General features: G+C 41.1%; 10 protein-coding genes. 6 read left to right on the top strand and 4 right to left on the bottom strand.

Going from position 1 to position 12,940, the window contains the following annotated elements:
- Window positions 1-48: 48 nt before the first annotated feature.
- Window positions 49-618, top strand: coding sequence for a sigma-70 family RNA polymerase sigma factor (locus tag AU255_RS16150; RefSeq protein WP_158083069.1), 570 nt, complete (start codon window positions 49-51; stop codon window positions 616-618).
- A 3-nt stretch (window positions 619-621) separates the two neighbouring features.
- The gene (locus tag AU255_RS16145) at window positions 622-873 is read left to right on the top strand and encodes an anti-sigma factor family protein (RefSeq protein WP_080523946.1); all 252 of its coding nucleotides are present in this window, start codon (window positions 622-624) and stop codon (window positions 871-873) included.
- An 80-nt stretch (window positions 874-953) separates the two neighbouring features.
- On the opposite strand, the gene AU255_RS16140 is transcribed toward AU255_RS16145, so the two are convergent.
- The 4 genes from AU255_RS16140 to AU255_RS16125 all read right to left on the bottom strand — a co-directional run bounded on the left by AU255_RS16140 (window position 954) and on the right by AU255_RS16125 (window position 4,101).
- A complete protein-coding gene (locus AU255_RS16140) occupies window positions 954-1,142 on the bottom strand; it encodes a (2Fe-2S)-binding protein (RefSeq protein WP_080523945.1) in 189 nt (62 codons plus the stop codon).
- 88 nt (window positions 1,143-1,230) lie between these two features.
- Window positions 1,231-1,470, bottom strand: a complete 240-nt coding sequence (locus AU255_RS16135) for a hypothetical protein (protein ID WP_080523944.1) — start codon at window positions 1,468-1,470, stop codon at window positions 1,231-1,233.
- A gap of 117 nt (window positions 1,471-1,587) precedes the next feature.
- A complete protein-coding gene (locus AU255_RS16130) occupies window positions 1,588-2,700 on the bottom strand; it encodes an HPP family protein (RefSeq protein WP_456299073.1) in 1,113 nt (370 codons plus the stop codon).
- A gap of 318 nt (window positions 2,701-3,018) precedes the next feature.
- On the bottom strand, window positions 3,019-4,101 hold the full coding sequence (locus AU255_RS16125) for a cytochrome-c peroxidase (RefSeq protein ID WP_233144706.1): 1,083 nt from the start codon (window positions 4,099-4,101) through the stop codon (window positions 3,019-3,021).
- A 1,118-nt stretch (window positions 4,102-5,219) separates the two neighbouring features.
- On the opposite strand from AU255_RS16125, the gene AU255_RS16120 reads away from it, so the two are divergent.
- The 4 genes from AU255_RS16120 (at window position 5,220) to narJ (ending at window position 12,940) form a co-directional block, all read left to right on the top strand.
- Window positions 5,220-6,833, top strand: a complete 1,614-nt coding sequence (locus tag AU255_RS16120) for an MFS transporter (protein ID WP_080523943.1) — start codon at window positions 5,220-5,222, stop codon at window positions 6,831-6,833.
- Between the two features lie 238 nt (window positions 6,834-7,071).
- Entirely contained in the window at window positions 7,072-10,845 is a 3,774-nt protein-coding gene (locus AU255_RS16115) for a nitrate reductase subunit alpha (protein WP_080523942.1), read from the top strand.
- Window positions 10,845-12,416 (top strand): nitrate reductase subunit beta, encoded by a 1,572-nt coding sequence (gene narH / locus AU255_RS16110; RefSeq protein WP_080523941.1) that lies wholly within the window; start codon window positions 10,845-10,847, stop codon window positions 12,414-12,416. The genes AU255_RS16115 and narH overlap by 1 nt, the downstream gene beginning before the upstream one ends.
- Window positions 12,413-12,940, top strand: a complete 528-nt coding sequence (gene narJ / locus AU255_RS16105; RefSeq protein ID WP_080523940.1) for a nitrate reductase molybdenum cofactor assembly chaperone — start codon at window positions 12,413-12,415, stop codon at window positions 12,938-12,940. Before narH ends, narJ begins: the two co-directional genes overlap by 4 nt.

Below are 12,940 nucleotides of genomic sequence, written 5' to 3'. Positions count from 1 at the left end.
CGTATCATTTATAATTAATGCTACTCATCTATTTGAATGGATATTCTTATGACTCAGACAGACACATCACCTGAAAACTGGCTTAACGACTATGGTGATATTCTGTATCGTTACGCGTTAATACGGGTACGTTCAGAAGCGACGGCAGAAGATTTGGTACAAGAAACCCTGCTTGCAGGACTACAGGCCGTTGATCGGTTTTCAGGTCAATCCACAGTAAGAACCTGGTTAGTCGGGATTTTAAAGCACAAAATCATTGATCATTTTAGAAAAAACCGGCATGAAATCACAACCTTAAATGATGATGAAACAGCTGAGAATGTATTAGCCTATCAATTTGACCAACAGGGACACTGGAAAATTAATCTGATTGAATGGGGGACGCCCGAAAAAAGCATGCACGATGAACAGTTCTGGGTCGCGTTTAATGACTGCCTTTCGCGTTTACCACAACGTATGGCAGATCTGTTGTTATTGCGTACCGTTGATGGCCTGGAAACAGAAGAATGCTGCGCTTTATTAGGCTTTGAAACAGATAACCAGCTATGGGTGACTTTATCACGTACCCGCGTAAAACTAAGACTCTGTCTGGAAACAAACTGGTTTAGTAAGGAATAACTTATGTATAAATGTAAAGAAATAATAGAACTGACATCACAGAATATGGATACCACGCTACCCTGGGCGACACGAATGGAACTGAAATTGCATTATCTGATATGCAAAACCTGTCTTCGCTATGCACGGCAATTGGGTATGATACAAAAGGCGTTAGGCGATATGGACGGACATACTGTCTCTTGTCAGTTACCTGAAGCGGCAAGGCAACGTATAGCAAAGAAACTGCAGCAAGCTAAAGAAACATCTGAGTAATGAAACAATAATTTAGACTCCCCTTGTGTCATTACCTGATCAGGTATCAGTGTTGATGACAAAAACAGCATGAAGTTTTTCTATTTGTTTAATAATTCCAGTATTAAAACATCACAGGAACCACAACCTGTATTTGCTCCGGTGGCAGATGATATCTTATCTAAAGTATCAGCGCCTTTGTTAATAAGTTGCTCAATTTTTTCCTTGCTCGTTCCAGTACAGGTGCAAATAACGGTTTCTTGTTCTTTAGAACAGTGACTGGTATTCATTAAAAGTTGCTCCTTCTTTTTCAATTAGTTGTTAACAAGAGACAAATAATACCCGAAACCTTGACCGGGCGGAATATTCCAGACGCCTTTAATTTTCTTGAACCAGTGCATGCAGACGTTCCCATTCTTGTTCCAGAGTAATATCGGGTATACTCGTACCTGCCCGTTTATACCAATATTTAGCATTAGCTATATCACCTTCTACGCGATGCAAGTAGGCATGGACTAAACAAGCCATAGGATCGGTGCCAGGCTGTATTTGATGATGTGCTTTTTCCCAGTTTCCTTGTTTTGCGATGTTTAATATCGTTACGTAATTTAAATTCATTTTGTTGGTTATTATTCGTGGATGGTGATATTAGGTTGGTGTTCATATAAGGGATAAAGAATAAATTGATCTGAGCAATCTTGATTTCTGAATAGACGACCTATTACCCATTACCCATTACCCATTACCCATGGCATGAGCCAAGTCTTGATTATACAACGCAGCAACCAGATTCGCCTGATGAACCATACCTACCAGGCGTTGCTCTGCATTAATAATGGGGATTTGCCGGTGTCCTTGCATAGACATTAATGGAATCAGTTCTACGATATGGGCCATTTCCGGCAAAGTAACAACGGATTGAGTCATAATATGGCCTACAACCTCAGGTTTGTTTGTATGGATTCTGGCGGTGCGCCGAATAAAACGGCGGAATTGATCTTGCAGACTGTCATAGGCATTTAAATTTATATGTTTAAAAAAATCATGCCAGGTAATAATCCCGATCACACGATTAGCGCTATCTACGACCGGGATAACTTTGAGTTTTTTTGATTGAATTAATTTCCATGCGTCTTCGACTTCTGTGCCATATTCAACGGTGGTTATTTCGCGCTGCATAATATCAACACAGCAAATATCTCCACGTACACGTTTGAAGGTATTCATTTCGGCACTACTTAATAGATGTCTTAGCTCTGTAGCTGTTATATCTATAAAGCTGTCTGAATTTTTTAATGCCAGTTCAATATCCTGTTGAGTGATGCCTATTTTATATTCAGGGATAGTCGCATGATGACGTTGAATTTTTTCTTCTTCTTTTGAAGCTAATGCGCTGGGATAGTCAAGATTCATAATCCAGCGATTAAAAATGATCGTGAGTATCAACATAATGATCAGGTTAATGCCAACAGGTACCAGCATAAATGAGTAACCCAGTGAGGTAATACTATGACCCGCCATAACAGGGGCAAGTGCGGTTGCCGCTCCTGGTGGATGTAAGCAGCGCAATAACAACATGGCCAGGACAGAGCCGCCTACTGCAATGGCTGAGGAGGACGCTGTTTCTGCAATATTGAGAGCACAGCTCATACCAATAAATGCCGAACATAATTGCCCACCAATTAATGGCCAGGGTTGGGCTAAAGGGCTATTGGGGATAAAAAATAAAATAACTGCTGATGCGCCCATTGAAGCGACGATTATAGGTGAATCAGAAACACCGATGAATGCCTGGGTGATTATTGCAATAAAAAATATGGCGCAAAAACAGGCAAGCAAAGAAAGAATTTTTGCTTTTATATTAAGCTAAACCGGGTCAACAGTGAAGGATTTGAGTAGCGCTAATAAACTCATTATTTATGCTTTGCTTAAGTTAAGGTCTCCGTATTAATTAAGCCTACTTTATTTGATAAAGCAAGTGAAACGGTAAAAACCATAAATTATGAGGAACTTGTTACTGTATAGCAGAATAAGAGACAAGCCCGCTTAAAATATTATTTAAGCGGGCTTGGGAGAAGTGAGGTTAGTCAGCTATTGGTAAGCCACTGGGAACTCTATTGGGGACAGTTGAACGCATGTCCATACTGGCCGGATCAGTTAAAGCATTTAGAAAATCAAGAAAAAACGGACATCTTCAGGGCTTAACTGGACAGGGCTGATTTCTATGGCACCTGCCAATGCAGTTCGGCTATCTTGATCATTGTATACGATGCTGTCCAGAGGGCTTAGATCAATATTATAAGCTAAACGCGCCTGACTGAAATCGTAATTATTCAAACTGTCTACGGGGTTAAGGTGATGGTTAACCATGGCTTCCAATGTATCATAAGCACCGTTATGCCCCCATAGGCCTGTTAAAGCGACATTACGTAGAGTCGGGGTACGGAACCGGTAGCGATCTGCACTGTCACCTGTTACTTGTTCACGTCCAAAATCATCTAATCCATTAATTCCATCCCCTTTACCCGTCCCGATTTGTGGAATACCCAAGGCATGAAAGTCATAGTCCGTTTGTAAAAGACCGCTGTGACAGGAGGAGCAGTTGCCATAGCCGGTAAAAATTTTATAACCCATTCTTTGAGACTGTGAAAATTGAATTTCGCCTCTTAAATAACGATCATATGGACTGTTATCCGCACGGAAGGCAGTTGCTTCAAAAGCGCCAATAGCATTGGCTATATGTACAAATGTTGCGTCGGTATCTATATTATTCTCACTAATATCAGGGTAGGCCTGAATGATCAAATCACGATATTCAGGAATAGCTATGACTCGACTCGTTAATAAGCGCCAAACTTCAACAACATCGCCTGCTGCAGCCGCATCAGCAACGGAGTTTTCGCCTGCCTGCCCGGCCATTTCTGTTGCCGAAGTAGGTGGGAACATGGCCTGAACAGCAAGAGAATGATCAAGCCCAGAAAGTAAGTTATCACCGTCAGGAGAATCAAAACCAGAAGGATGAGCTGGGTTTGCTGTCACACGCCCATCATGAAACATGGTGATAAATTGTTTTGCTCCTAAATTGAATAGATGAGGTGCATTTCTTGGAACTCGGTCATGAATAGTATCATTTCCCGTACCAGTATCACGTGTTACTCCCAGGCCTCCGCCTCCTTCACCAACTGATAATGCCAAGCCATCGCCAGTACCTGCCAAGGGATGGTGACAGGTCGCACATGAGGTGTTCATATTGCCTGAAATGATTTTGTTATAAAACAAAAATTTTCCTAGCTGTACTTTAGCTGGGGCGGGGTTATGGAAATCCATATCAGTTAGGGCTGCATGGTTGGCTGCTTGTATAGCAGGGCTAATCTAAGTGCTGATTAATAATGTTTTTATAAGTCTTGTTGTCATTGAATACCTAATTAAAAAAATCCCCCGTTCGCCAGGGGATATAAAGTTTGACAATTACCGGAATCATCGTGAATCTATTGAATTTTGAAAATATGTCGCGGAGTATGTTTCATTGTAGAAAAGCAGGTATCATGCCAAAATAATTCGTATAGAGTATCGAGTCATTAAATCAATGACTTATATTTAATAGAGTCATTAGTTTAAAAGTTAGTGTTTATGACTATAGCTACTTAATGATGTGAAATAACTCAGTTAAAAAAACTAAATAACAAAGATTAATTATTTTTATGGTTAAATTCCATTTATGCGGCTAACCAATAAAAAAGAAGCCGTCAGTTTGAGTCCTTTACCCACTATAGGCTGTATAGACACAACCAAACCCACGGGTTGCTTGCACCAATTAGATGATTAAAAAAATATTGGCGTGTGTGAGTATGCTTGTATGATCTTATGCAGTTCTTTATTATGGGAGCATACTGGCTAGCACTTTAATATAAAACCTGCCAGATCAGCCTGGAGTAAAAGCATTCACACTAAGCCATATAAGCAAAAATACTTTTATGAAATTTAATCAGTATTTTTTGTATGGTTTAAGTGAATTGTAGATTCATCTTTGTGTTAAATGACTAAATTTAAGCTATAAACGAGCGGAAAATATTGCAATGAGGGCGCAAAATACATGAGATAGAAATTAATTATTTGCTTTCACAAAATAATAATTGAGAATAATTAAACCACATATTAAATCTTGTTTTATTGTGTGAATATAAAAAAACCTTGCAAATTAGGCTGGTGCATAATTATTGAATCGATACTACATTAATAACCTAGTGTGTTGCTTGGTTATTATCTTAATTATCAGTATGTTATGGTATTTTTAAAGGTAAGAAAACAAGGGCTTTCTCAGGTGATAAGATTTATAATTAAAACTATTATAAATGTGAGGGAATGAAGTGGCCGATTTAAAAAAATGGGATGTAGAAGATACTGATTTCTGGGAGTCTGAAGGTAAGATAATTGCCAATCGAAATTTATGGATTTCGATTCCCAGTTTATTATGTGGTTTTGCCGTGTGGTTATATTGGGGTATTATCACGGTACAAATGTTGAATCTGGGTTTTCCCTATGAAAAATCCCAGTTATTTACGCTGATGGCAATTGCAGGCTTAACAGGTGCAACACTAAGAATTCCAAGTAGTTTTTTTATTCGCTTATGCGGCGGGCGTAATACTATCTTTTTTACCACGGCTTTGCTAATGATACCCGCTTTAGGTACCGGATTGGCTCTGCAGGATAAAAGTACACCTTTTTGGATATTTCAGATTCTGGCTTTATTATCTGGATTTGGTGGTGGTAACTTTGCCTCCTCAATGTCTAATATCAGCTTTTTCTTTCCGAAAAAAGTACAAGGTTTGGCGTTAGGGTTAAATGCGGGTTTAGGTAACTTTGGTGTAACCACTATGCAGATGCTAATTCCACTTTCTATGACAGTGGGGATGTTTGGTGCCATGGGGGGAGATCCAATGACGCTGATTGCGACATCAGGTACTTTAATTGGAAAAATCCCTGTAGGTACTGAAACCTATATACAAAATGCGGGCTTTATCTGGTTGTTATTTTTGGTACCACTGGCGTTTTTGAGCTGGTTTGGTATGCATAATATCCGTACGGAAGAAGTATCTCCTAATGACCACCATCCTTTGGTAAGTTTTGGTATTATTTCTGGAATGCTGCTTATTGCTTTTATCAGCGCGATCTTCGGCTTATGGCTTATGTTGCCTGAGTCAGTGCATGGTTCAGGCTTTAAAGTGCCAAAAGAAGTTGCCTTATTTATTGTTATTGCTTTGACGGTGTCCTTGTTAAAAATTATTCCAGGGCAAATTGGGCAAAGTTTAGAGCGCCAATATAAAATTTTTGATAATAAACATACCTGGGTGATGAGTATCATCTATACCATGACTTTTGGCTCATTTATTGGTTTTGCGGCGGCATTTCCGCTGGCTATTAAAGTAATTTTTGGCTATCAGCATGTGTTGGTTGATGGTGTGATGACTCATGATTTAATAAATGTGAATGGCCCCAGTGCACTAATGTATGCCTGGATGGGACCTTTTATTGGGGCTTTGATTCGCCCGGTCGGCGGAATGATTGCCGATAAATTTGGTGGTTCCTGGGTCACTCATATTGTTTCATTCGTTATGGTTCTGTGTGCGGGTGGAGTCGCGTATTACATGAAAGCAGCTTACAATTCGGCGACTCCCGAAGAATATTTTGTACCTTTCTTTATTATCTTTCTTATTTTGTTTGCGGCAACGGGTATCGGCAATGGTTCAACTTTTCGTTCTATTGCGATGATTTTTCCTAAAGAGCAAGCGGGGCCTGTTTTAGGCTGGACTTCAGCAGTTGCTGCTTATGGTGCTTTTTATATTCCAAAAGTATTTGGTGAACAAATTAAAGCAACGACACCAGAAGTCGCTTTAATGGGGTTTGCGGCCTTTTATGTCTTATGCATCATGATCAACTGGTGGTTTTATCTACGTAAAGAAAGTGAGTTTTATAATCCCTAAAGAATGACGCCCATGTCCCACCATGCTTTGCGTGGGCATGTATTTTGGGCAAAAGCGGACTATTAATTTAAAACAGGACATTCGACAGGAATGTAATAACTGAATCTATTGCACTCCATCATGATATTTTGAATATGCCATATCCCTTTTAAATTGGTCATACAGAAACGCATACCCACTTTAGCAATACTCCTTAGTAAAACGCAGGAACAATAATTAATAACAGGAGAAAAACACGATGAGTCATTTTTTAGACCGTCTAAACTTTTTCAAAAAAGTTCAAAGTAAATTTTCGGGTGACCATGGTGTGGTCACCAATGAAGATCGCCAATGGGAAGACGGTTACCGTAATCGCTGGCGATTTGATAAAGTGGTTAGATCAACTCACGGGGTAAACTGTACGGGCAGTTGTTCGTGGAATATCCATGTTAAAAATGGCCTGGTTGCCTTTGAAATGCAGGCAACTGATTACCCGCGTACCCGTCCTGACTTGCCTAACCATGAGCCTCGAGGTTGTCCGCGTGGTGCAAGTTTTTCCTGGTATTTATACAGTCCATTACGTGTTAAACACCCTCTTATTAGAGAGCGATTAGTCTCTTTATACAGAGATGAACGCGCACTAGGTAAAGACCCGGTGGAAGCCTGGGGCGCCATTCAGGAAGATCCTGAAAAACGCAAAAAATATACGGCTGTGCGAGGCTTAGGTGGCTTTGTTCGCGTCGACTGGGAAGAGGTTGCTGAAATTATCGCCGCCTCTAATGTTTATACTATCAAAACGCATGGTCCTGACAGAATAGCTGGATTTTCGCCTATTCCAGCGATGTCAATGATCAGTTATGCCGCAGGGAGTCGCTATTTATCTTTAATTGGTGGTGCCTGTTTGTCATTCTATGACTGGTACTGTGATTTGCCCCCTGCATCACCACAAACCTGGGGTGAACAGACGGATGTACCTGAGTCCGCTGACTGGTATAACTCTACTTATATTGTGGTTGCAGGTTCTAATTTACCGATGACAAGAACACCTGATGCACATTTCTATTCTGAAGTACGTTATAAAGGCGCAAAAGTCGTTGCAATATCGCCTGATTATGCAGAATACGTTAAATTTGCTGATCTTTGGATGCCCGCCAAACAAGGCACGGATGCAGCCATATTCCTGGCAATGGGGCATGTTGCTTTAAAAGAATTTTTTATTGATAAGCAAGACGCTTATTTTGAAGAATACGCACGTACTTATACTGACATGCCGATGCTGGTTATATTGGATCAGTACGAAGATGCTTATGTGAATGGTCGTTTTGTTCGTGCCGCTGATTTTGACGGTTCATTAGGCGAAAGTAATAACCCTGATTGGAAAACAGTCGTTATTGATGAAAAAACGGGCGACATCATTGCACCTAATGGTTCCATTGGATTTCGCTGGGGTGAAGAAGGCAAATGGAATTTAGTTGCTAAAAAAGGCCGTAGAAATACTAAACCACGTCTGAGTCTGATCTTTGATAAAGATGAAGTGGCAGAGGTATTAATGCCTGATTTTCAAACAGGTGTTGATGTGCCTATGCGTCGCAAAGTACCCGCCAAGAAAGTCATATTAAATGGCAAAGAGTGTCTGGTGGCAACGGTATTTGACCTGCAATTGGCGCAATATGGTTTAGACCGTGGTTTAGGTGGAGAGGTTGCAACGGGGTATGATGATGCCAGCATTCCAAACACACCCGCCTGGGCTGAACAAATCACCGGTGTGAAACAAGCTGACATTATCCGTAGCGGTCGGGAATTCGCTGATAATGCCTCTAAAACCATGGGTAAATCCATGGTTATTCTGGGTGCCGGGCTTAATCACTGGTATCACAATGACATGCATTACCGTGCCATTATGAACCTGCTGCACATGTGTGGCTGTGTCGGACAAAGTGGTGGCGGCTGGTGTCATTATGTTGGACAAGAAAAACTACGTCCACAAGCGGGCTGGGCACCAGTTGCCTTTGCACTGGATTGGCAAAAACCACCACGTCATATGAATGGCACCACTTATTTCTATTTCCATACCGATCAATGGCGTTATGAAAAACTGCAAGCAGATGCCTTATTAGCATCCACTGCACAAGCAAATTATAAAGGTCATAATCTGGCTGATTACAATGTCGTTTCGCAACGTTTGGGTTGGCTGCCATCTGCTCCACATTTTAATAAAAATCCATTGGATATCGTTAAAGACGCTGAAGCGGCAGGTGCTACCGATGAAAAAGGTGTATCCGATTATTTGGTAAAACAACTTAAATCCGGTGATATTAAGTTTGCATCAGAAGATATAGACGCGCCAGAAAATCACCCGCGTAATTTATTTGTCTGGCGTGCTAACTTGATCGGCTGTAGCGCTAAAGGACATGAATATTTTCTTAAACATCTGTTAGGCGCACAAAATGGTGTGATGCAAGATATTTTACCTGAAGCTGAAGGGCAGGAGATAAAATGGCATAAAGAGGCACCGATCGCCAAACTGGATTTAATGGTCGATATTAACTTCCGCTTAAATTCAACCGGTGCATATTCAGATATTGTTTTACCGACGGCCACCTGGTATGAGAAAAACGATTTGAATACCACGGATATGCATCCGTTCATTCATCCTCTTACACAAGCGGTTGATCCGGGCTGGGAGTCCCGTTCGGATTGGCAGATTTTTAAAACCCTTGCTAAATCGTTTTCTGTTTTGGCAGAAAAACATTTAGGTAGTCAGAAAGACGTGGTTGCTTTACCTATTCTGCATGATACCCCTGCTGAACTTGCTCAGGCCATGGATGTTAAAGACTGGAAACGAGGAGAGTGTGAGCCTGTTCCGGGTAAAGCACTACCACTGTTAAAAGTCGTACAACGTGATTTTGCAGATACTTATAAGAAATTTACTGCATTAGGGCCATTATTGCCTAAGCAAGGTAATAATATTAAAGGGATCGACTGGAACACGGAAAAAGAATACGAGCATCTAAAAGCAGTCAATTACACCATTAAAGAAGAAGGTATTTCCAAAGGTATGCCTTCATTAGAAGATGATATCAGTGTTTGTGAAACTATTTTGGCTTTAGCGCCGGAAACTAATGGTGAGGTTGCTGTTAAATCCTGGAAAGCACTGAGTACTAAAACAGGTGTGGATCATACCCATCTGGCTTTATCTCGTGAAGACGATAAAATCACTTTCCGTGATATTAAGGCACAACCACGTAAAATCATTACAGCACCTACCTGGAGTGGTATTGAGTCGGAAACAGTCAGTTATAACGCCTGTTATACCAATATCCATGAGCATATTCCTTTCCGTACTTTGACAGGGCGCGCACAGTTTTATCAAGATCATCAGTGGATGCGTGATTTTGGTGAAGCATTCTGTACCTATAAGCCTGCTGTCGATATGCTAACGCTAGCTGAAATGCAGAAAAAAATTGGTGATAAACCGCATTTGAAGCTTAACTGGATTACACCACATAGCAAATGGGGCATACACAGTACTTATCAAGATAACTTGCGGATGTTGACTTTGTCTCGTGGTGGACCACATCTGTGGATTTCTGAAACCGATGCTGAAAAAGCAGGTATAGAAGATAATGACTGGGTAGAAGCACTCAATATTAATGGTGCAGCCATTGCCAGAGCAGTTGTCAGTCAGCGAATTCCTGATGGTATGGCAATGATGTATCAAGCTCAGGAAAAAAACGTTAACGTCCCTGGATCAAATACCACCGAGAAACGTGGCGGTATTATAAACAGTGTCACGCGTATCACCGTTAAACCGACTCACATGATCGGCGGCTATGCTCAGTTAAGTTATGGTTTTAACTATTACGGAACCATAGGTTCACAACGTGATGAATATGTCATCTTGCATAAAATCGAAGACCGGGATATTCAATGGCTGGAAGAGCCTTTGACAGCTGATAAAGAAAGTCATTTAAATCCTGAAGGTGTACACCAGGCAGACTATGTCTGCACAGACGAGTCGGAGACACAATAATGAAAGTAAGAGCAAATTTTTCACTGGTAATGAATCTCGATAAATGTATTGGTTGCCATACTTGTTCTGTGACTTGTAAAAATGTCTGGACCAACCGTAAAGGTGTTGAGTATGCCTGGTTTAATAATGTTGAATCTAAACCGGGTGTCGGTTATCCCAAAAACTGGGAAGATCAGGAGCAATGGAATGGCGGCTGGGAATTACACAATGGCAAGCTACAACTTAAATCAGGTAATCGGCTTAATATTTTAAAAAATATTTTCATGAATCCGAATATGCCGACGATTGATGATTATTATGAACCATTTACCTATGATTATGCCGTACTGCAAAACAGTGAATTGTTAGAAGCCACACCTACTGCAAGACCGCGTTCTTTAATTGATGGTCTACGCATGGAGAAAATTGAATGGGGGCCAAACTGGGAAGATGATTTAGGCGGTAAGTTTAAACAGCGTGGTGCAGACGTAAACTTTAGCGATATGGAAAAACAGATTTATGGGGAATTTGAACAAACTTTCCTTATGTACTTGCCCCGTATGTGTAACCATTGTGTTAATCCTGCGTGTGTCGCTGCCTGTCCTTCTGGTTCATTATATAAACGTGAAGAAGACGGGATTGTTCTGGTTGATCAGGATAAATGTCGCAGCTGGCGTATGTGTATCAGTGCTTGTCCCTACAAGAAAATGTTCTATAACTGGGAGTCAGGCAAAGCAGAAAAATGTACGGGCTGTTACCCTCGTGTAGAATCTGGCTTGCCAACTGTCTGTTCTGAGTCGTGTGTTGGACGTATTCGTTACAACGGGGTGATGCTTTACGATGCCGATCGTATAGAAGAGCTCGCTTCCGTAGAAAATGATCAGGATTTATATCAGGCGCAACTGGATATATTTCTTAACCCTAATGATCCGGAAGTGATTAAGCAAGCGAAACAAGATGGTATTCCTGAATCGTGGATGGAAGCAGCACGCAATTCACCGATCTATAAATTAATTGTAGACTGGAAAGTGGCTTTTCCGTTGCATCCAGAATTTCGTACTATGCCGATGGTCTGGTATGTGCCACCACTATCACCCGTGCAGTCACAAATTGATCAGGGTAACCTGTCAACCATGTCAGATGGTGCAATTCCAAGTATAGAAAACTTACGCCTGCCGATGAAATATCTGGCGAATATGTTTACTGCGGGTGACGAAAAACCTATTGTTGGTGCCTTAAAACGTATGATTGCCATGCGTAGCTTCTACCGCTCATTAAATGTTGAAGGTAAAACAGATTTAGCGGTGCTCGAAGAAGTTGGATTAAACGAAGATCAAGTCCGTGAAATGTATCGTTATATGGCGATTGCGAATTACGAAGATCGTTTTGTCATTCCAACCAGCCATGAAGAATTACGTCAGGAAGATTTTCATAGCTTTCAGGGGCAAAATGGTTTTAGCTTTGGTAATGATGGCTGCAGTGTTAGTGATAACGCTTCGTTATTTCCAGATAAACGTACAAAGACTGCGGATAATCTGGAGTTTGTGCGTTATCACCCGGCAGCGAAACGCTCTGATGGGGAAAAGGCATGACTAATATCTATAAAGTCCTGGCCGTATTATTGGAATATCCGCGTAAGGAGCTGGTAGAGAGCTGGGATGAAGTGCAGCAACTTGTTTCAGCACTGCCAAACCTGGAAGAGGAGGATAAAAGTAAATTAACTGACTTTATCAACTGGGCTGCAAAATTATCACTGACAGCACTGCAGGCGAAATACGTTGATAGCTTTGATATGACCGCAGAAAACTCATTGTATCTGACCTATCATTTATTCGATGAGCAAGATAGAGACAGAGGACCAGCGTTAATAGAACTGGCTGAACTCTATAAATCAACCGGCTTTGAAATCAGTGATGGTGAGTTGCCTGATTATTTACCGCTGATTCTGGAATATGTCTCGACTATGGATGATGCAAGCAGCGCCCATGCATTTTTACAGCAAACGGCGCAAGCCGCTGACATTATTGCCAGTAATCTTGAAAAGAATGCAAGCCCCTATGCTCCACTAGTAAGAATCGTGGAGCATCATGGCCTTTTAGCAGATATTGCAGCATAG

This window comes from Methyloprofundus sedimenti (assembly GCF_002072955.1).
GTDB classification, from domain to species: domain Bacteria; phylum Pseudomonadota; class Gammaproteobacteria; order Methylococcales; family Methylomonadaceae; genus Methyloprofundus; species Methyloprofundus sedimenti.
This window is presented reverse-complemented; position numbering and strand designations above follow the sequence as displayed.